This window comes from Pseudomonas sp. IT-196MI5, from assembly GCF_949767415.1.
Lineage (GTDB): Bacteria > Pseudomonadota > Gammaproteobacteria > Pseudomonadales > Pseudomonadaceae > Aquipseudomonas.
This window is the reverse complement of record NZ_CATKPZ010000010.1, coordinates 78,692-98,991: the sequence shown is the minus strand read 5'-3', so window position 1 is coordinate 98,991 and position 20,300 is coordinate 78,692. Positions and strand designations below refer to the sequence as shown.

21 protein-coding genes and 1 pseudogene are annotated in these 20,300 nt (G+C 58.1%); 4 read left to right on the top strand and 18 right to left on the bottom strand.

The features are described from left to right. Window positions 1-110: 110 nt before the first annotated feature. From ACM6IK_RS07375 to ACM6IK_RS07315, 13 genes and pseudogenes are all read right to left on the bottom strand, one after another. Entirely contained in the window at window positions 111-1,478 is a 1,368-nt protein-coding gene (locus ACM6IK_RS07375) for a sensor histidine kinase (protein ID WP_414873772.1), read from the bottom strand. After that, window positions 1,475-2,137, bottom strand: a complete 663-nt coding sequence (locus ACM6IK_RS07370; protein ID WP_414873771.1) for a response regulator — start codon at window positions 2,135-2,137, stop codon at window positions 1,475-1,477. Before ACM6IK_RS07370 ends, ACM6IK_RS07375 begins: the two co-directional genes overlap by 4 nt. 195 nt (window positions 2,138-2,332) lie before the next feature. Then, window positions 2,333-2,977, bottom strand: coding sequence for a tetratricopeptide repeat protein (locus ACM6IK_RS07365; RefSeq protein ID WP_414873770.1), 645 nt, complete (start codon window positions 2,975-2,977; stop codon window positions 2,333-2,335). Next, entirely contained in the window at window positions 2,974-3,783 is an 810-nt protein-coding gene (locus ACM6IK_RS07360) for an SDR family oxidoreductase (protein ID WP_414873769.1), read from the bottom strand. The genes ACM6IK_RS07365 and ACM6IK_RS07360 overlap by 4 nt, the downstream gene beginning before the upstream one ends. Then, window positions 3,770-4,444 (bottom strand): TenA family transcriptional regulator, encoded by a 675-nt coding sequence (locus tag ACM6IK_RS07355; protein ID WP_414873768.1) that lies wholly within the window; start codon window positions 4,442-4,444, stop codon window positions 3,770-3,772. The genes ACM6IK_RS07360 and ACM6IK_RS07355 overlap by 14 nt, the downstream gene beginning before the upstream one ends. After that, window positions 4,441-5,922 (bottom strand): AMP-binding protein, encoded by a 1,482-nt coding sequence (locus ACM6IK_RS07350; protein ID WP_414873767.1) that lies wholly within the window; start codon window positions 5,920-5,922, stop codon window positions 4,441-4,443. The genes ACM6IK_RS07355 and ACM6IK_RS07350 overlap by 4 nt, the downstream gene beginning before the upstream one ends. Next, window positions 5,912-6,589, bottom strand: a complete 678-nt coding sequence (locus ACM6IK_RS07345) for a thermostable hemolysin (protein ID WP_414873766.1) — start codon at window positions 6,587-6,589, stop codon at window positions 5,912-5,914. Before ACM6IK_RS07345 ends, ACM6IK_RS07350 begins: the two co-directional genes overlap by 11 nt. 214 nt (window positions 6,590-6,803) lie before the next feature. Then, window positions 6,804-8,255 carry a multiheme c-type cytochrome gene (locus tag ACM6IK_RS07340; protein WP_414873765.1) on the bottom strand — a complete coding sequence of 484 codons (1,452 nt, stop codon included), beginning with the start codon at window positions 8,253-8,255 and terminating at the stop codon, window positions 6,804-6,806. A gap of 336 nt (window positions 8,256-8,591) precedes the next feature. Further along, a pseudogene (locus tag ACM6IK_RS07335) lies at window positions 8,592-8,759 on the bottom strand (MarR family transcriptional regulator); the annotation flags it as partial. Window positions 8,760-8,837: 78 nt separating this feature from the next. Further along, window positions 8,838-9,221: a hypothetical protein gene (locus ACM6IK_RS07330; RefSeq protein WP_414873764.1), complete on the bottom strand. Its 384-nt coding sequence runs from the start codon at window positions 9,219-9,221 to the stop codon at window positions 8,838-8,840. 303 nt (window positions 9,222-9,524) lie between these two features. Then, window positions 9,525-10,172, bottom strand: coding sequence for a hypothetical protein (locus tag ACM6IK_RS07325; RefSeq protein WP_414873809.1), 648 nt, complete (start codon window positions 10,170-10,172; stop codon window positions 9,525-9,527). Window positions 10,173-10,663: 491 nt separating this feature from the next. Continuing rightward, on the bottom strand, window positions 10,664-11,359 hold the full coding sequence (locus ACM6IK_RS07320; protein WP_414873763.1) for a tRNA (adenine(22)-N(1))-methyltransferase: 696 nt from the start codon (window positions 11,357-11,359) through the stop codon (window positions 10,664-10,666). Window positions 11,360-11,483: 124 nt separating this feature from the next. Then, window positions 11,484-12,440: a threonine dehydratase gene (locus ACM6IK_RS07315; protein ID WP_414873762.1), complete on the bottom strand. Its 957-nt coding sequence runs from the start codon at window positions 12,438-12,440 to the stop codon at window positions 11,484-11,486. 105 nt (window positions 12,441-12,545) lie between these two features. On the opposite strand from ACM6IK_RS07315, the gene ACM6IK_RS07310 reads away from it, so the two are divergent. The 3 genes from ACM6IK_RS07310 (at window position 12,546) to ACM6IK_RS07300 (ending at window position 14,518) form a co-directional block, all read left to right on the top strand. Then, the gene (locus ACM6IK_RS07310) at window positions 12,546-13,358 is read left to right on the top strand and encodes a helix-turn-helix transcriptional regulator (RefSeq protein WP_414873761.1); all 813 of its coding nucleotides are present in this window, start codon (window positions 12,546-12,548) and stop codon (window positions 13,356-13,358) included. A 161-nt stretch (window positions 13,359-13,519) separates the two neighbouring features. Then, window positions 13,520-13,810: a hypothetical protein gene (locus ACM6IK_RS07305; RefSeq protein WP_414873760.1), complete on the top strand. Its 291-nt coding sequence runs from the start codon at window positions 13,520-13,522 to the stop codon at window positions 13,808-13,810. 147 nt (window positions 13,811-13,957) lie between these two features. Further along, window positions 13,958-14,518: a magnesium transporter gene (locus ACM6IK_RS07300; RefSeq protein ID WP_414873759.1), complete on the top strand. Its 561-nt coding sequence runs from the start codon at window positions 13,958-13,960 to the stop codon at window positions 14,516-14,518. A 32-nt stretch (window positions 14,519-14,550) separates the two neighbouring features. Here ACM6IK_RS07300 and ACM6IK_RS07295 read toward each other — a convergent pair whose 3' ends face one another. Genes ACM6IK_RS07295 through ACM6IK_RS07275 form a run of 5 tightly spaced genes read right to left on the bottom strand, consistent with a single transcriptional unit; the run spans window position 14,551 to window position 19,594 of the window. Beyond that, on the bottom strand, window positions 14,551-14,868 hold the full coding sequence (locus ACM6IK_RS07295; RefSeq protein WP_414873758.1) for a cytochrome C oxidase subunit IV family protein: 318 nt from the start codon (window positions 14,866-14,868) through the stop codon (window positions 14,551-14,553). Between the two features lie 13 nt (window positions 14,869-14,881). Beyond that, window positions 14,882-15,601 (bottom strand): heme-copper oxidase subunit III family protein, encoded by a 720-nt coding sequence (locus ACM6IK_RS07290; protein WP_414873757.1) that lies wholly within the window; start codon window positions 15,599-15,601, stop codon window positions 14,882-14,884. Window positions 15,602-15,607: 6 nt separating this feature from the next. Then, window positions 15,608-16,300, bottom strand: a complete 693-nt coding sequence (locus ACM6IK_RS07285) for a cytochrome c oxidase subunit 3 (RefSeq protein WP_414873756.1) — start codon at window positions 16,298-16,300, stop codon at window positions 15,608-15,610. Then, the gene (gene ctaD, locus ACM6IK_RS07280) at window positions 16,297-18,072 is read right to left on the bottom strand and encodes a cytochrome c oxidase subunit I (protein WP_414873808.1); all 1,776 of its coding nucleotides are present in this window, start codon (window positions 18,070-18,072) and stop codon (window positions 16,297-16,299) included. The genes ACM6IK_RS07285 and ctaD overlap by 4 nt, the downstream gene beginning before the upstream one ends. A gap of 49 nt (window positions 18,073-18,121) precedes the next feature. After that, window positions 18,122-19,594 carry a c-type cytochrome gene (locus ACM6IK_RS07275; protein ID WP_414873755.1) on the bottom strand — a complete coding sequence of 491 codons (1,473 nt, stop codon included), beginning with the start codon at window positions 19,592-19,594 and terminating at the stop codon, window positions 18,122-18,124. 315 nt (window positions 19,595-19,909) lie between these two features. On the opposite strand from ACM6IK_RS07275, the gene ACM6IK_RS07270 reads away from it, so the two are divergent. Continuing rightward, complete coding sequence (locus tag ACM6IK_RS07270) at window positions 19,910-20,248, top strand: hypothetical protein (protein WP_414873754.1); 339 nt, start codon at window positions 19,910-19,912, stop codon at window positions 20,246-20,248. The last annotated feature ends 52 nt before the right edge of the window (window positions 20,249-20,300 follow it).

Here is a 20,300-nt window from a genome sequence, read left to right as displayed (position 1 = left end):
CGCTATTAAAAACGTCAATAAACAGCCAGGCTCATAAAACCCGGCGCCATCTTTCATCCGACCAACAGTCGCTCGCCTGTACTGCGCACCAGACAAAACCTGGAACAACGTCAAAAGCGACAAACTTCTAACGTAGCGCGTAAACCTCCAGGGATGCGGTTCTCCAGTTTGATCTGCCCACCATAGCGATCCACAATGGCCTTGACGATGGTCAGCCCCAACCCTGCACCCTGATCATTTCCGCTGCTGTAGAAACGCTCGAAAAGCCGATCGCGATCCTGCTCATCGATGCCTGGCCCTTCATCCTCGACAGACAGTTCGTAGCTATTCTCCTTTTCGACCAGCCTTACAGTGATCACTCCATGCCGGGGGGAAAAATTCGCCGCATTGGTCACCAGGTTGTTCAAGGCGATATCAATCGCGGCCGGGTCGACGCTGGCAAGACTGATGTCGTCGCTGACATCAAAAACCAGTTCAAGCCCCTTGCTCAGCAACCAGGGCGTTAACTGAACCAGACTGTCGCGAACAGTGCTGGCCAGATCAATAGGTGCAGGCGGTTTAGTCCCTGCCGCAGGCTCAATACGAGCCATCGTCAGCAATTGGTTAACCAGTCGGCTGGTACGGTCCACGCCTGCAATCAAGAACTCAAGCGATGCGCGACGATCCTCTTCACTCCCCGCCTCCATCAGGTTTTGCGCGTGAATCCTGAGCACGGCCAGTGGTGTACGCATTTCGTGGGCGGCGTCCGCGATAAAGCGTCGCTCGCGCCCCATGACTTCCTGAATTTGCGCGAGCATGCGATTGAGGGCTGCCTGCATGGGCTCAAGCTCGGTGGGTAGCGGCGTCAATTGCAAGGGTTCGAGTGAGCCGGGATGCCGGGCCCGCAGCGTTGCAGCCATGTTGACCAGAGGTTTCAATCCCCAGCCGATGGCCAGCCAGATCATGGCGGCCAGCAATAAACTCCCCAGAATATTGGGCCACAGCGTGTGGCGTACGATCCGGTCCACCAAGTCCATTCGCACATCGTCCCGTTCGCCCACCCAGATACGCAGGTTGTTCTGCTTGTCTTCCAGCAGGAAGGCGCGCCAATGCCGGTTGTCAATATCGACTACATCGCTGAAGCCTGGTGTGACCGCAGGTGTGCTGAAGGACGGAGAACTGGCCGTATGTACCAGCACTTCGTTCCTGGCGTTCCAGACCTGAAACGCAATTTTCGTTTCATACGAATGCCCGTCGGCCCTGGGCGTCGCCTCGTTCAGGGCCTGGTTGAATGCCTTGTACAGATCCGCATGGTCCTTGCTCACCATGGGCATACGCATGACGCCTTGCAGCAGGCGAGCGTTCTGGGCCAGTTGGGCATCATAGACTTCGGCGATTTCGTGGTTGCTGTCGTGCAGATTGAACACACTGATCACGGCCACGCCAGCGAGCATCAGGCCGATGATCAGGGTCAGGGTGCGACGCCGGATCGAGGTCATCGACGCTCCTCTACCAGGTAGCCGATACCACGGACGGTGCGGATCAGATCGTTGGAAAATTTCTTGCGCAGGTGATGGATGTGCACCTCCAGGGTGTTGCTTTCGGCCTCCTCGTTCCAGCCGTACAGCAACTGCATCAGATGATCGCGAGTCATTACCCGGCCGGGTGGCGAGAGCAGTTCGTGGAGCAACTGATATTCCTTGGGTGTCAGGGCCACCGGCTCGCCTTTGTAGCTGACTTGCTGGGTGCCGGGGTTCAGGCTGATACCGGCGTGTTCGATCAGCGATTGTCCACGCCCGGCGCTGCGCCGAAGCAACGCACGTATACGCGCCTTCAGTTCTGCCAGGTCGAAAGGCTTGATCAGGTAGTCATCGGCTCCGGCATCCAGGCCGGCGATGCGGTCTTCGGTGGCATCGCGCGCGGTCAGGATCAACACCGGCAGATTGGAACCGCTGTCACGCAAGCGTCTGAGCACTTCAAGGCCGTCCATGCGCGGCAGGCCAAGGTCGAGCACCGCCAGGTCAAAGATTTCACTGAGCAGCGAGTGCAAGGCGCTGTTGCCGTCCTGCAACCAGTCGACGGTATAACCTTCACGGCTGAGGGCCTGATGAATGCCCTCGCCGAGCGCCACGTCATCCTCTATGAGTAATAAGCGCACAGGGTCTCCTGTCAGCCGTAATGCTGTTCAGTCAAGCGAATGTGGTTCTCTGTAGGAGCAGCCGGTCGACGCTCGATCGCTCGCGATGGTCGTTAACGATAACGCGTATTTACTGGCTAAACGCGGCGCTCTTGAGTCCATCGTCGGAACGCCGCCCGGAACAAGCTCGCTCCTACAATTTCCAGCATTATCCTGTCAGCCGAGTTTTTTGTTCACGTCCACCAACAGCGTTTCGATCTCCTTGCGGCGCCCGGCGTCAGCGCTCTCGCGGCCAGGTCGAGGCGCAGCCAGCATGGCTTTTTGCAGCGCCGCCCTGGCTTCGGCATAACGCTTCTGACGGTAGAGGTGATCGCCCCAGAAGTACAGGCTGTCGATGCCGTTGGGGTTCAATTGCAATGCCAGCTTGAGCAACTGCTCGGCCTTGTCCGAATCGCCGAAACCGATGGGCCAACCCGGTACGCGGTCATAGAGTGCGCCCAGACTGGTATAGGCTGAGCCTTGCAGGGCCTTGGGGTCCAGGGCCAGGGCTTTTTCCAGGTCGGCCTTGGCGTCCTTGACCTTGCTCAGCGCACCCAGCCCTCCCTGGGCGCCCGCCCAGCTACTGGTGACGATGCCAGACCAGATCCAGGCCTCAGCCACCGTTTGGCGTTCCTGTTTGAAGCTCGAAGCCTGGGCGGCCAGTTTTTCAAAAGCCGCGGTTCGTTGTCCCTCGGGCAACTCGTACTGAATATGCGCCCAGCTTTGCTGGATACCGTTGAGACGCTGCTGGTCGGCAGTATCCAGCGCCCAGGCACTCTGACTCAATGCGCCAAGCAGCAGGCAAGCGATGATCTTGTTCATGGTTCGAGATTCTCCTGGTCGGGTTTCTGGCTCAGGCGGCGGATCAGAGGCAATTGCTTGCGCAAACCACGGTCCACCAGATGGGGCAGGAAGCTGTTCAGGCGTACAAAAAAACGCTCTGGCCAGCCCAGGTACAAGTCGCGACGGTCACCGGCAATGGCGTGAATCACCGCGGCCGCCACGGTTTGCGGATCGTCGACATTGGCCTTGAGCGCATCGTTCAGCGCCTGGGCCGCCGGGCTGTTCATAGTGGTACGGGTCGCTCGTGGGGCAACGTAAAGCACGCTGACCCGGGTGTCCGCCAACTCCCGGCGCAGGGCTTCGGAGAACCCGCGCAGGGCAAACTTGGTGGCACAGTAACTGGCGTAGCCGGGGTAGCCAATGGAGCCATAGGTCGAACCGACGTTCACCACCATGGCACTGTCGGCTTGCTTGAGCAGTGGCAACATCAGTTTTGTCAGGCACATCGGCGCACCGATGTTCACCGCGAGCATCGAATTGATCTCATTGTCGTCCAGCTGTTCGAGCATCGCGAAATGATTGACCCCGGCGGCATTGATCAGCAGGTTGATGCCGCCGATGCCCTGGGCCTGCGCCAGCACCTGGCGGCGGTCGGAGAGTAACGTCAGGTCTGCACGGATCCAACTCAGGTTACGGGGATAGAGTTCCAGCAGCGGTGACAACGGTTCCCGATGCCGAGCCACGGCCAGCACCTGGGCACCACTGGCGCACAGTGCGGTGGCGATGGCCAGGCCGATGCCGCCGCTGGCACCGGTCAACACGACGCGAGCTTCAGACAGGCGCATGCAGGTTCTCCCCGTTACGCGGCAAGCCACGAAACATATCGGTGTAGAGCCGGTACACCACTTTGGCGGCGTGAATGACGGCGGCCTGGTCGCCCGGGTCTTCAAGACTGTTCATCAGTCGACGGTAGGTCTGCATATGTTCGATATCCAGTGAGCCGTGGGAACTGAGGTAGCTGAAGGCGCTTTGCGGCAAGTCCAGACGCTGGCGAATGCTCTCGGAGGCTTGGGTGGCCAGGGCGATGCTCGTGCCTTCGAGTACGTTGACCATGCCGAACAGTCCCGCCGGATTGTCCCTGGCGATCAGGTCGTAGAGGAAACTGACCATCAGCTCGATCGGCAATGACGGACGCCCGTCGCGTACAGCGACTCTGTCACCGCCGCAGGCTTCAATGTCATTGAGTACCCATTGTTCGTGGCCGTATTCGTCCTCGATGTATTCACATACCGCCTCGCGCAGCCACTCCAGACGTAATGGCAGGCGCGCACCGCAGGCCATCATCAACGGCACGGTATGGCGCACGTGGTAGTAGGCCTGTGCCAGAAAGGCCCGATAACTTTCCAGGCTGACGTCGCCCTGCAGCGCATCACGGATGATCGGCAGGTTGAACAACTCAATGCGTTCTTGCTCGGTGGCTTGTTGCAGCGTGTCAAAAAAGCTCATGGTGCGGATTCCTCGGAAAATGCAGATTCGCTCAATGGCCCCCGGTAGCGTTCGACGATGGCGTCACGGCGGGGCCGGCCATTGGCGGTGAGCAAGCCGTTGGTGGCAGTGAAGGGTTGGTCGAGCCGGCTCCAGTGATGGACCTGGGCGTACTCGGGCAATGCCTCGTTGGCCTGGGCCACAGCGGCGGCCAGTTGTTCGTCGGTGCAGTCCGGGCGGTGGGGCCAGAGCAGCGCATGGTTGTGAGGCATGGCCTCGCCATAGACGAAGGCCTGGGCGACAGGCCCGCGCTGGGTCAATTCGGCTTCCACCCACTCAGGGTTTACATTGCGTCCGAAACTGGTGACGAATTGATGTTTCTTGCGCCCCTTGAGGTAGAGAAAACCCTCGGCGTCGAACTCGCCGAGATCGCCGCTGGGCCACCACTGGGCGGTGTGCGGCGCCTCTCCCAGATAGCCCAGCAAGGTCGAGCCCTTGATCAGCACTTCGCCGTCGTCCGCCAGGCGAATCTCCACATGGGGCAACGGCCGTCCGACACTGCCGGGGCGCGATGCTTGCGGGCGATTGAGGCACACTACCGACGCGCACTCGGACAGCCCGTAACCTTCATAGACGGGGATGCGCACCCGTTGAGCGCGGTGCAGGAGATCTTCGCTGACCCGGGCACCGCCCACGGCGGCAAAACGCAGGTGCTGTGGGTCAAAGGCCTTCTGCTCGGCAGCACTGACCAGCATCAGCAACAACTGCGGTACCAGAATCAGGCTCTGGGGCGATCGACTGGCCAGGCACCCCAACAGTTTCGGTACATCCACGCCGCTGGCGCCTTCAATCCCCAGGGTTTTCTGGCTCGGCAGGCTCACGGTAGCGCCGGCATACAGTGCGGCGTAACAACCGACGTTCTCCAGCAAAATGGCCAGCGGCAGCAGCGCCAGGTGGTGTTGCGGATCGGTGGAGCGGCTGGCCAGATCCAGTTCGCGAGCGACCCGCAGAATGCTGTCGGCACTCAAGCACACGCCCTTGGGCGTGCCTGTAGTGCCCGAGGTAAAGGTCAACTTGGCGGTGCCGTCAGGCATCCGGTTCGGGCCACTGAACGTGCGGTGCCAGAACTCGCCGCACTGCTGATACCCGGCCGCTTGCAGCTCGTCTTGCAGTTGCGGCTCGGCAATGACGTGTTCGGCCTGGCTTTGCTCCAGGCAATGCTTGCGTTGCGCCGGACTGAAAAAAGGCGGCAAGGCCACGCAGGTCAACCCCTCGAACAACGCGGCCAGGTCCCACAGCATGGCTTCGACACCATTGTCCAGCGCCAGTGCGACCACCCTGACCCGTTCATCGCGCAGGCGCTGCTGGCGATAAATGATCTCGGTATACAGCGTGGCGTAATCCAGCCTCAGATGATCGCCCCACAAGGCAATGGCGTTGTTTTTTTGCTCGGCGTGATTACGCAGGGTCTGTTTGAAACGCTCCATTTCAGGCGACATGGCAAGCCCCCTCAATGGAGGTTGGCAAACCCAGGCGACTGAACAGGCCAATGTTGCGCAAATGAATGAAACCGGAGCGGATATTGCCGAAATGAACCCAGGGTTTGCTTTCGTAGTAACTGCCCCAGGCGTGGCGGTCCTCGCCCAGACGCGCCGGGTCGGCAGCACACAGGGTCACGGGCTTCAAGCCAAGACGATGAAAACTATTGACCAGCCCCAGGTTCCCGGTGAAAGCGACCCATTCCAGCCCCCCCATGGCGAGCACGTAGGTCATCGCGATGATGCTCATCCGTGCGCTTCCGGTGTCGCTGGCAGCCAGGTTGCCTACCTCGACGATGGCTGAGCGGCTTACAGTGTGGTCGGCCGCGGCACTGATCAGCGGATCGATCGGCTCGTCCAGGTAACCTTCCAGAAACAGCGGCCCGGCGCTCGCCAGACGTACCCCGGCCACCGCACAAAGCGTGCCGGACGCATCGCTCATGCCAAACAACTCCGGCATGAAATGGCGAATATCGGCACCGTGGGCCTTACGAAAACGTTGCTGGATAAAGGCTTCGAAAGCGCTCCGTTGCGGGGCGTCCGGCAAGGCCCTGACGAGATACATCTGCTGTGCTTCGGCCAGGCCAAAGTGCAGCGGCAACTGAACGTTCCAGTTGAAATCTGACATTGAAAACCTCTCCCCGGATCGATGGGGAGAAGTATCAAAGACATTTCTTAACGAAGTCTGAAGGTGACAAAACGATTGTCGTCTTGCGTATCGGTCCGTGACTTGCCTGCGCGGCGCAGGCCGGAACCCCGACCAACACCAGTCACAGCAACTTGTCCACCGTCGTGGCGCGGGTGTTCCGGGAGCAAGCCTGAAAGCGCTTCAACGCCCCTCCCTAGGGTCGGGAAGCAGTGATCGGTGACAAGGGTACGCTCTGCGTGACTTTGGCCATCTGGGTGATTTCCACCTGCACCTTGTCCTTGCCGAGCAGGTAGTCGGCCAACTTCTGGGAGAACGGCCAGTAGTTCAGTACGGCCGTCAGGGTCAGCGGCCCGACGGCGTCGGCCGGCACCAGGAAGGAGAACTCCCCGATATCGTAGCCCTTGGGCAGAATGCGGTTGTCCGAGAGAATCTGCGTGGCATTCCAGACCTCGACGTCCAACGGATTGCCGTCCTCGTCGCCGATGTGCACTTTGAAGTTTCGCGTGTTGTCCTCGGTCTTGCCGTCCTTGATCGCACCCAGTCGATAGAGCTCGCGACCACTGGCATCCAGCACCCGGAAATCGATCCACATCTCCCGTCCCTCCGGGAAACCGGTCGGCAGCTTGTGCCCGGCGCCCACGTTGGAAACTTTGACGGCCACCGAGTTGTATTGCCCTGGAATGATGGCGGCCGGCAGTTGCTGGAAGGTTATCTCCCCCGCTCGCGCGAGCATGTCGCGCGCGCGTTGCGCGCCCACTTCCTGACCGAGATGCTTGAGCATCATCGCGTTGGCTCCGCTGAACCAATGCGAAGCGACCTCCTCGCGGTCTGGCCCCATGATCGCGGCCTTGCCCGCAAAGCCCGGCATATGGCAGCTCTGGCAGGTGACGCCGTTGAGGCTGTAGGCGCTCTCTTGCCATTCGTCATAGGTACGCTCGACCGCCACACTGCTGAACGGGTGCGTGACGTTGTGGCAGGTAGCGCAAAAGTCCGAGCGCGTGTGCAGAGCGGAATACACAGTGTCGTGATAAGGCGAAACGGCGTCTTTACGCGGGCCGAACTTGGTCGGTTTACCGTGCGCCCGAGGGCTCAGAACATAGGCGCCGTTATCGAGACCCGTGCGGGCACTGATGTTGTGGCAGGTCTCGCAATCGACTCCGGGCATCGGATGATTCTTCGCGCTGTCTTCAATGGACGAGCGGTTGACTTGCGAATTGATTTGCCCGGTCGTGAGACCGATCGGGGTATGGCAGCCAGTGCAGAAGTTATCGACCTTCCCTTCGGTGGCCGAACTCGCACGCCTGAGCAAGGCCCGATAGATGGGTTCATCCCAGGCCTGGGACATCATCGATGAGCGCCACTGTTTGTAAATTTCCGTATGGCAAGCGCCACAGACCTGGGCATTGTCGAAGTCTTTTATATTCAAAACCAGGTTGCCGGGGGTATTGGCCCGATGTGGAAAGAACGGCATCGCGCCAGTCACGTGCATTATCCTGGAGCGTGCCGGCTCCAGCCATTTCTCATTACTTTGATTGTCATTAACCTGAGGTTCGTCTGCCGCCATCAGCGTTACCGTCAGCAGGCCAGCTAGAAAACACAACCCGCGCAGCGCTACCTGCGCGCACGTATATCTGGAGTGGCTCATAAGCATTTCCCCTGGACGGTTGCAGAGGAGGACAGCAGCACTTCAATTGAGCAGGCGGGGTAGTTCGCGATGTAAACCGATGGTTACATGCAATCTCTCAATGGGGTACTGACAGCTCCACAGGTTCCCGACTCTGCAACTTTCAAGAACGGGACAAGCTCTCACTCAGCAATTACTTTGCCAGCGTTGTGTAAAACATGTGCGAGCCCCGAAAACATTGGCCAGAGGTTGAATTACCGTGCTGGAGGAGACGCGAATACTGCTGGGGAATGGCGGCCCATTTGTGGGGCAGTTCACTCCGAATTCGGGGGGGCCACTCACTTGACTCACTACGACTTACTCCCTGTCTTTCGTCGAGCGGATGAGATTGCCCCGTAACTTCACAATGGCCTTCTGCATTTGCACGAAGTCGTCGGGGTCAAGACCGGTTTGCGGGAAGCCGTCCTCGGTGAGGCCCTCGCGCAGTTTTTGCCCCTCTTTGGTGAGACTGATCCGTTCCTGACGCAATACATCACTCTGGTTGCGCTATGGGAGGAAGACAACCAGACCGTTGGCAACCTCGGTTCTCTGGAGCGGCTTGCGTCACCAGACAATTTCCCGAATCACAAGCTGCCCCGTACGTGGATCGAACTGGCGCACAAAGTGAACGTGCCTGGAACCGAAGCGCTGATCGCTGAACCCGGCCCCCCTGATCACCTCGAAGCGGTTTATCCGGTGGATCGGTATGAAGTGCCGGTTGTGCATTGGTACGAAATGCCGGCTGTGCATTGGTGCGAAATGCCGGTTTCCCATATGAAACGGGCCACTGTGGAAATGGTGGAATTGCCCGCATTGCTGTGCCTGCCCACTGGCCAGAACGGCCGGGTGAGGATTTTGACCGAGGCTGCCACCGCTGATTGCCTCCAGGGAAAAGCTGCTTGCCAGAAGCCCCGCGACCAAGAGCAGGAGTTGCTTGAAGATACGCATAGCGCCACCTCCGACGGTCCCCCCACACTAAATTATAGTCGGCCATGGACCCCGGCCGGGCCTTGGCGCTGAAGCAGGCATCTAGCCAAACGGCCCTGAGGTCACTCGCTTTCAAGTGGATCAGAATCGTCTATGACGAAAAAGCTTACTTGCAGGCTTTGACGCGGCGCAGATCAACTGAAGATCTTTTGATCTTTACTGAAATAAAAAAAAGCGCCGACGTTGCTGTCGGCGCTCAGTAGTGGGTCTGATGTTTCAAAGGGTCAAACGGTTTTACCCGTCTTTACCTGGATTTTCGTCAGCTCAGCGCAGCGCAGGAATTCCCGCGAACAGCCAAGTCTCCTGGGTCGGCGTTGCCTCGTGGCGATTGCGCGCCCACTGAGTCAGCGCCACCATCATCGCAAAGCCGAGCACGATCAACACCGGATAGGCCATCAGCAACTCGGTGAGCGAATATTTCCAGGCCAGTGGTCGACCGACACCGAGCATGGCGGCATACAGCCAGGACACACCCGACAGTGCGCCAGAGAACAGGGCAAACATTCGTACACTGACCTTGAGATCAAGCAGCGACCCGGCCTTCAGCATTGCCGGCAATACAAAGCGGTGCAACAACATACCGTTGAACGTCAGCAACAATACAATGATGACTTTGGCTTGAAGTTTTGGATTGGCAAAATAGTTCATGCCTTTATCCAGATAATCAATGCCTATTACCGCGGCTCCAGTGATCCACAAGAATATCAACGCATTGGAAACAGACTTCTGAAGACTGGCCATATGTTCATTATCGTGCCCCGACGACACACGACCTTTCCATAAATCCTTGACCATTGCGGCATCGCTGGCAAACACCAGGCCAATCGCCACGCAGCAAGCCAACAGGTGAACGTAAACAACACCTAAACGCAAAAACTCCATGGATTCTTTCTGGCCGATCAGGCCGATCATTGTATTAATATCCAAGATGACATCTCCACTTATAACAGCAGTGCAAACTGACCATGCCCCAGGCGTGCGAATTATTTATTCGCAACTGCAAGATCAAGTTCGCAATGATTGAAGCAACTTAATAATTAGGTATTACAAGAGGGAGCGACTCGCCCAGCGAGTCAGTGATGACGGCATACTATCACTCCAGGTCTCAGGTAAAAAAAATCCCCATGTGCATTCCATTCAATGCAGATGAGGTATACGTCCTTTTTATTAGTGAGTGCAGCGCGACCGCTCAAAGGGGCCCGCCTGCTGGAACATCAGAGCGAAGCCTATCAAAATCGTTCACTTTTTGAGCAGAATGCTCGACAAACGGTACCAAATCCAGCACCAGGGAGTACCTGTCTCCCTGGCTGAAACCGGCGTAGCCAAGAGGCTGAATCGTTTCTGGCTTTATTCCGAAAAAAACCGCCATCGCGCTGTATGCCCCTCGCCTGGCCCTCGCATCTTCAAGCCAGTAACTGAGTGATCCACCGGGCCTGCCGCGCGATGTCCTGCACCGTCGACTCGGGCACGGCCTGTTGCACCCGGGCAAAGTGGGTCAGGGTCTTCTGTTTCTGGCGCAACTTGCGCTGCCACTTGAGCAGGAACGCCGGACTGCGGGCCTGCATCTGCAATGGGCCGAAGTATAGCTCCTGGGCGGTGTACATCACCGGCCCGTCATGCTCGGCGACGATGATTTCGTAGTCGAAACGGTTTTCCCGCAGCACTTCCTCGCAGAGGATGCGGTAGCCATTGTCCATCAGCCATTGGCGCAGTGGCTGTTCGCCGCCGTTGGGTTGCAGGATCAGGCGCTCCTGACCGCTCAGGTACGCTTTGCCGCTGTCGAGGATGTCGCGGATCGTTTCGCCGCCCATGCCGCAGAGGCTGACCGCCGTGATCCCGTCTCCCGGCTCGATTGCCGCCAGGCCGTTGGCCAGGCGCACGGTGATCTGCGAGTCCAGGCCGTTCTCGCGCACGGTGCGGTTGGCCGCGTGGAACGGCGTCAACGCCACCTCGCCAGCCACCGCCGCCGCGATGGCGCCACGGCGCATCAGCGCCACCGGCAGGTAGCCGTGATCCGAGCCGATATCGGCCAGGCGCGCGCCGGCTGGCACATGCGCCGCCACGCGCTCCAGGCGCATGGACAATGTCTGTTCGTTCACCTGCGGCCCCTTTTCACCACGAACGTCCGGCGCCTTTGGCCGGATCGGGGCGCGATTGTGTCGAGCAACGCCGTGCTTTTCAAATTTATGTGGCCAGGTTTATGTGACCAAGGCCACTGCCCCTTCACGCAATCACTTGCGCATACACCGATCTGTCGACGTTGCCGCCGGACAGAATCACACCCACCCTTCTTCCCGACATGGCTTCACGCTCCGAAATGAGCGCTGCCAGCGCCGCCGCACCGGCCCCTTCAGCCAGGTTATGGGTATCGGTGTAATACACGCGCATGGCCTCGGCAATCTGCGCGTCACTCACCGCTACGATCCGCTGCGCACCTTGCGCGTAGACGGCAAAGGCCTCAGGCACTGGCTTGCGTACAGCCAGACCGTCGGCAAAGGTGGTTGCCGAGGCGGTTTCGCACAGGATCCCAGTGTCGAACGACAACTGTGCGGCCGCCGCCTCGGTGGAAACCACGCCCACCACCCGGGTGTTCAGGCCCAACGCATCGCGGGCGGCGATGACCCCGCAAATCCCCGAGCCACAGCCAATCGGTACATATACGGTATCCAGGTCCGGCGCTGCGTTGAACAGCTCCAGCGCATAAGTGGCGACGCCTTTGACCAGCTCGGTGTGAAACGGCGGAACCAGGAACAGGTCATGCACGCGCGCAAGGCGTGCCGCTTCTTCACGGGCATCATCGAAATCGCGGCCATACTCGACCACTTCAGCGCCAAAGCCGCGCATGGCGTTGTTCTTTTCTACCGAGTTACCTTGCGGCACTACGATCAACGCCCGCAAACCCAGTGCGCCAGCCGCCAGCGCCAGGCTCTGGCCATGGTTGCCGCGGGTAGCGCTGACAATGCCCTTCGCACCCGGGTGTTCGCGTTTGAGCCAGTGCATGAAGGTAATACCGCCGCGCACTTTGAAAGCACCGGTAGGCGTGTGATTTTCGTGCTTGACCCACACCGTGCAACCCAACCGCCGAGCCAGCAAGGGCCAAGGGTATTGGGCGGTGGCCGGCATGACCTGGTAAACGTTGCGTGCAGCCTGTTCGATATCGTCGCGAGTGAGTCTGTGCATGAGTTATCCCCCTGAGATTTTGCCCAGTCTGGACACGGGCGCAGTACGCTGGCTTTCAAAAAACTGACCTGACTTTTGTCCCCCCTCTTCACTACTATGGCATTCATGAGCCATCGAAATCGCCTGCCGCCAACGCTCCTGTCCGATCCGGTCCGCCGCATCGAGGCCGGCCCCTGGGCGATCGAATTGCTACCCGGCCGTGCCTACGCGACCCGCTATGTGGCGACCCAGGCGGGAATCGGCTTTGCCTTCGACAGCCAGCGAGGCCTGCACGCTATCGGCAGTGACCGAATACGTCCTTTCGATGCCGTGCCCGACGGCCTCGCGTTCGTTCCCACCGGATGTGACGTGCTGTCCGAATCAGCCACGGGCGGTGAATACCTGCGGGTGATGCGCACCGACGGTATTGGGTTGGTGGGCGATCGTGCCTTCAACAATCGCATCGACCGGCAGGCCACTGCCCTCGCATGGCGAATGCGCACCGCGCTGTTGCACGCGTCCGTGGAGGACGATTGGGAAGCCTGGGCACTGGCATTGTCTGCGCGGGCGACGAATGGCGAAGCGCTGCCGTCACCGGCCCATGGCTCGATAACCGGTTACCGGATGCGCTTGCTCGATGAGTTCATTGATGCTGGCCTCGATGGCCCGTTGAGCGTACCGGCGATGGCGGGCCTGCTTGGATTGTCCGAAGGCTATTTCATGCGGGCCTTCAAAAACGCCACAGGCAAAAGCCCGCACGCTTACCTGATCGACCGACGCCTCGCCAGGGCCCGAGCCTTGATGCGCGATTCGACTGCCACGCTGACGGAGATCGCCTACGCCTGCGGTTTCAACTCCCAGGCACACATGGCGACCACCTTCAAGCAACGCCTTGGCGTGAGCCCGGCGCAGTTGCGTCAAGGTTCAAGTTTCAGTTAGCGCCGGGTTTGGATGTTTGCGATGGGCCGGTGGTCGTTGCATTTCGGTTGTCGCCGGCGTTTGGCTAAGCTTAATGAATCAGGGCGAGCTGAAACTTGTGTGATGGCGGCCATCAACGGATCTGGATGGGGATCAAGACGGTACTCCCAAAGGAGACGACTATGTACGCGGTGATAAGAACCTACCTGGGTACGGGAGCGAAGCAGCTTTTCGAGCTTCTGGAAGAGCGCAAAGACGACATCGAAGCGACCTTGCGGACAGTGCCTGGCCTCGTCAGCTACACATTGCTCAATACGGGTGACGGTGGTACGGCGATCACTGTTTGCAGAGACAAGGCTGGCAGTGATGCGAGCTTGAAAGTGGCGCGTGACTGGATTCAGAAAAACACCTCGAGTATCCGCGCCAACCCGCCGATCGTAACCGAAGGACCGGTCATAGTGCAGATCAACTAGGGGGCGTGCTGGCGAGTGCTATACTTTTTTTCAGTTTGCAAGAAGTGTGCAACGTTCCCCACGGCACAGCTACTGACTGCAAATCTCGGTTATTAACGGCTGCCGGACAGAGGAGGTCTACGGCAAACTTGGGTTTGGAGGTGTGGCATGAATCGGCACTATTACATCAGTGACAATCTCAACGATCTCGAAACAGTTGAAAATGAGTTGGAAGCCAGCGGCATCAATTCTGAACAGATCCATGTACTCAGTGAAAAAGTTGCTGATGTCGAAGAACATCACCTCCACGAGGTCAACTCGTTGATGGAACAAGATGCTGTTCACTCCGGTGAGATTGGTGCTGTAGTCGGTCTGCCCCTCGCGGCACTGGTCCTGGGTGGCGCCTATTGGATGGGCTGGACCGAAACCGCCGCAGGCTGGACGCCTTTTGTCTTCCTGGCCATTGTTATTTTGGGCTTCTGCATCTGGGAAGGCGGTTTTTTTGGGTTCCAGGTGCCGAACACTCACTTTCGCAATTTCCAGCAGGTGGTAAAAGAGGGCAAACATATTTTCTTCGTGGATGTAGAACCGGATCAGGAAACGATCCTGGACCAGGTAATCGATCATCATCCAAATCTGAAGATCGCCGGCACGGGAGCGGCAGCCCCCCACTGGACAGTGGCCTGGCAGCACAAATGGCATCAGTTCAAGCGAGTGATATCGGGTTAGCGTCTGGAAACTGATGGCCATCCGAAAACGGCTTATTGGCCGAAGAAAATGACCCGGCTGAGGAAAACATAGTCTGCCTCGGTGGCCATCAGTCCGACGAGCACCAGCAAACACAAAGGCGGCACCAATATGGCGTAGACCATGGCCAGCCGCTCCCAGGCCATATGCATGAAGATGGAGACAATTAAACCTGCCTTCAACAACATGAAAGTGACTATCAGGGTCCACCGAAGGTAGCCATGGAAGTGGAAATAGTCGACCAGGTACGACATCGTGCTGAGGACGAATAACAGCCCCCAGATTTTAAGGTACAAACTGATTGGATGTTGCTGACTCTGAGCATGTGCCATCACCCGTGCTCCTCTACCATAAATAGAAGAATGCAAAAATAAACACCCACACCAAATCCACGAAGTGCCAGTAAAGCCCGGCTATCTCAACGTTCTGATAGTTTCCGGAGCGCTCATAATCTCCCCGCAATACTTTCAGCGCCACAATGCTGAGGTAGATGGCGCCGATTGACACATGCAGTCCGTGAAAACCGGTAATCATGAAAAAGCTGGCACCAAATTGCGCCGCCCCCATGGGGTTCCCCCAGGGACGCACCCCTTCTGCGATGAGCTTGCTCCATTCAAAGGCCTGCATGCTGACGAAGGTCACCCCCAAGGCAGCGGTCGCCAGCATCAGGGCAGTGGTTTTCGCGCGATCACGGCGATAGGCGAAATTCACGGCCATGGCCATGGTGCCGCTGCTACTGATCAGCACAAAGGTCATGATGGCGATCAGAATAAGCGGGATCTCTCTTCCGCCGATCGTCAATGCGAACACTTCACTGGGGTTCGGCCAGGCGGTGGTGATGGCCATGCGTACCGACATGTAGCCGGTCAGAAAACAGGTGAATATAAACGTGTCGCTGAGCAGGAATATCCACATCATCGCCTTGCCCCAGGGGACCTGCTTGAAGGCCTCTTTATCCGAGGACCAGTCGCTGGCGATGCCCTGCCATCCCGGTGCAGGTGGTGAGCCCGGTGGATTGGATGAACGGCTCTCGGTTTGGGCTTGGGATTGTGGGTGCAATGCCATGGCTTTTCACCTCAGGCCGCAGAATCTGGCGATGGCTTCATAGGTTTGTGGCGTGCTGGCCAGCAGCGCGAATAGCACGAACCAGAGACCCAACAAGTAATGCCAATAGATGGCACAGAGCTCTACGCTGGCGCCAAGTTGCGCCAATGGCACATGACGCAGGAATTTAGCGACGATCCAGCACCAGGCGATCAGCCCGCCCAGCAGGTGGAGCCCATGCAGCCCGGTCAACAGATAGAAGAAACTGTTGGCCGGATTGCTGGCCACAAAGTAGCCCCACGCGACAAACTGCTGCCAGACCCAGAATTGCCCCGCCAGAAAGGCAATTGCAAAGACGCCCCCCAATGCAAAACCGATCACGGTTGCGCCCAGCCGAGCCTGTCGGGCGGCCATACGCGACCACTGCAGCGCGATGCAACCGAGTACCAGAAAAGCCGAGTTCAGCCAGAGCGGCCGCAAATTGGCCAACGGCGCCAAAGGCTCTGTCAGGGGTAGCCAGTCGGCCATTTGTGAGCGGGCAATAAAAGCGATCAGGAAGAGGAAGAATAACGAACTCACCACCACCAGAAACAGGCGCAGGCCTACTCTTGCGGTTTGGCTTCGATCGGCCCCCTCCGCGGCCTGAATACCCCCAGGGTCGCGACTCCAACTGCCGCCGGGGTCAGCGCTGCCGGTATTTTTCAATAGCAGTCTGTTCATGTTTTAACGTCCGCTATTTTGGTTCCAGCGCCGGACTGTCGAAGCTGCTCCAGCTCCTCGGCGGAAACCGTTTGCGGTACAAAATCCTGTTCTATCCCCGGCACACTGTAGTCATAGGCCCAGCGATGCACGACCGGCAACTTCTCTCCCCAGTTACCGTGTTTCGGCGGAGTGTCCGGCGTTTGCCATTCCAGGCTGGCCGCGCCCCAGGGATTGCTGCCTGCCGGCTTGCCCTTGAATGCACTCCAGGCCAGGTTGAACAGGAACAGCAGCTGGGAAACGCCGACGGTCAATGCGACCACCGTAATGAAGGCATTCAACTCCTGCGCCGATTGTGGGATGAACACGTAGTTTTCATAGGCGTAGTAGCGGCGTGGCATGCCCTGGAAACCCAGGTAGTGCATGGGGAAGAAGATGGCGTAGGTGCCCAGAAAGGTAATCCAGAAATGCAGCTTGCCCAGGGTGTCGTTCAACATGCGCCCGGTCACTTTCGGAAACCAGTGATAAATGCCGCCGAACACCACCAGTACCGGTGCGACCCCCATGACCATATGAAAGTGGGCCACGACGAAATAAGTGTCCGAGAGCGGTATATCCACGATCACATTGCCCAGAAACAACCCGGTCAGACCGCCGACCAGGAAGGTGACGATAAAAGCCAGGGCAAACAGCATCGGCACGGTGAGATGGATGTCGCCGCGCCACAGGGTCAGTATCCAGTTATAGACTTTCAGCGCGGTAGGCACCGCGATGATCAAGGTGGTGACAGCGAAAAAAAAGCCAAAGTACGGGTTCATTCCGCTGACATACATATGGTGCGCCCAGACCACAAAACTGAGTACGCCAATCGCGATAATGGCCCACACCATCATTCGGTAACCGAAGATATTTTTACGCGCATGGGTGCTGATCAAGTCGGAGACCAGGCCAAATGCAGGGAGAGCAACGATGTACACCTCCGGGTGGCCGAAGAACCAGAACAGGTGCTGGAACAATATCGGGCTGCCACCCTGGTGACCGAGCTGCTGCCCCAGCGAGACCATCGCCGGCATAAAGAAGCTGGTACCCAACAGCTTGTCGAACAGCATCATGATCGCGCTGACAAACAACGCCGGGAACGCCAGCAAGGCCATGATCGAGGCCATGAAGATGCCCCATACCGAGAGCGGCATGCGAAACAATGTCATGCCGTGCGTGCGCGCCTGCAACACCGTGGTGACGTAGTTCAACCCGCCCATGGTGGTTGCGACAATAAAAATCGCCAGTGAGACCAGCATCAGTACGATGCCCCACTCCACTCCCGGTGTGCCCTGAGTAATGGACTGTGGCGGATAAAGCGTCCAGCCCGACCCCGTGGGACCGCCAGGCACAAAGAAACCGGCGAGCAACACCAGTACCGCCAGCAGGTAGGTCCAGTAACTCAGCATGTTGACATAAGGGAAGACCATGTCGCGGGAACCCACCATCAACGGGATCAGATAGTTGCCGAAGCCCCCCAGAAACAAGGCCGTCAGCAAGTAAATGACCATGATCATGCCGTGCATGGTCATCGCCTGATAGTAAGTACTGGCGTCCATGAACGCCAAACTGCCGGGGAAACCTATCTGCAGGCGCATCAAGCCGGACAACACCAAAGCGATCAGCCCCACGAACAGAGCCGTCAAGGAATATTGAATGGCTATGACCTTGTGGTCCTGACTCCAGATGTATTTGGTCAGGAAACTTTTGGGCTCGTGCAATGCTTCTGTCTCGGCTTGCTCCGCATAGGCCATCACGTCATCCTCCTGCCGAAGTTTCAGTGTATTTCTGGCTGCTTTACGGCTACTTCCCTGGCTCCGCCTTGCCCGCATCCGCGTCAGTATTCGCTTTGGATTTGATAAAAGCGATCAGCGCATCCAGCTCCTTGTCACTCGGCGCCAGGGTCGGCATGACGGCTGCGTAGCCCTTGACGATTTTGGCATTGGGGTGAAGAACCGAATCTTTGAGATAGGCCTCATCAACCTTCACGCTCGTACCGTCGGCAAAGGTTTCGGTCTTGCCATACAGGCCCTGCCAGCTGGGGCCGACGCCCTTGTTGCCATCGACACTGTGGCAGGCCAGACAACCAAGCGATCCGGCCAGCCGCTGTCCTTGCGCCGCCAGGTCCTCACCTGGGCTCGACGCTTCGCCAGTCGAAGCTGCATCGTCTTGCCCGGCAGCACCCAGTGATTTGATCAGGGCGATGACAGCACCCAGTTCATCATCTTTCAGAGTATAGGCCACCATCACCGGCGGGTAGCCCTGTACCAGCCGGGCCTTCGGATCGAGAATCGACTCTTTCAGGTAGGCCTCGTCGACCTGCACACGGGTGCCATCGGCAAGCTGTTCGGTTCGGCCGTACAAATCCTTCCATCCCGGACCGAGACTGGCACTGCCATCCTGGCTATGGCAGGCCTTGCAGCCGTGCTGTTCGACCAACTGGCGGCCTTTTTCCAGCACGCTGTCTCGACCGGGTTTGGCCGCTGTCGTCAATGTCTGCGCAAAAGTCGGTTGGCCCTTTAGCCATTGATCGAAGACGCCCTGCTCTTCCACGATCATATGGCCGCGCATGTTGTAATGCCCTACGCCGCAAAATTCAGCGCAAAGGACTTCGTATTTTCCGGTTTTAGTTGGCGTAAACCAAAAGTACGACACCATCCCTGGCACCATATCCATCTTGCTGCGAATTTGCGGTACATAGAAATCGTGCAGGACATCTTTAGCGCGCAGCAAGACTTTCACCGGCCGATCGAGCGGAAGGCGAACTTCATTATTCATTACCAGCACATCGTCCTGCCCTGCAGGATCCTTGGGATCAAGGCCGAGGGGATTGGTGGAATCAACAAACCTGATATCCGACTTGCCCAACTTCCCGTCCTGACCGGGAAAACGAAAGGCCCACTGCCACTGCTGGGCGACCACTTCAAGTTCGTAAGCATTTTTCGGCACCCGGATGAAATCGTTATAAACAACCAGACCAGGCGCCAACATCCCGGCGATCCCTAGCGACGTAACGATAATCAGCCATAGTTCCAGCTTTTTATTTTCTGGCTGATAGGCCGCCCGAGCCCCCTTCTTGTGCCGAAAGCGCATCACCGCTATCGCCATGAATACGGTGATGGCAATGAAAAATATTCCGCTAATGACCAAGGTGATGAACAGGGTGGTATCTATGGAGCCCCAGTTGGAAGCTGCCGGTGTCGCCTGCCAGGGCGCTAGTATGTTGAATAGCACTGATGCAATAACGATTAGTATCAAAACAATTGCTATTGCCATGTCCTCTTCATCCTATTCCTGTTGTTCATTGGTTATGCAACAGCATCGCCACTTACGTCCAGGCAGGGCAGACAAATACCACCCATCCGGGCGGTAATGTCAGTGAGAAGTATAGAGCCATCGGCTTGTACCGTGAGGCTGGCAAGGGAGTTCAGGTTGCCGGCTATACTTAATTCCTGATGACGGACGGCAGAGTGCGACCGGAGGCGGCCCCAAAGGATGAACCCTGCCCTTGTGCAGTCATCAAACATGAGTGATGGCATTGAGCAGGGACGATAGCTACAGCGTCCAGCAATCCAAATGGGAGGTTTCGTCATGAGTGCCTTGACGATCGAAGGCTGGTGCAAAACCAGCGGCGCCCCAAAGTCCACCCCGATGGGGGAAGTCCACTTCTACGTCGACGGGCCTTTGCATCTGCGTCTGGAAGAGGCCGAAGAGCGCCTGCAGAAGACCCACGAGCCTGAAGCCATGGTCGATGTCGATATGGACTCGATGGACTTGATCATACCCGAGGGATACGCCCCCTTGTCCGACTGTCAAATGCGAGTCTATCTGCACGACGAACGCGGTCAGTTTCATCTGGTCGGGCACCGTGCGAGCGACGGCAGCTTGATCTATACCAACGCGGTGTTGATCGATCAGCTTATTGAGTAACGGTCAGATGCCTTGGGAGGTGCCGAACTGGCGTTTGAATGCGCGAGTGCGG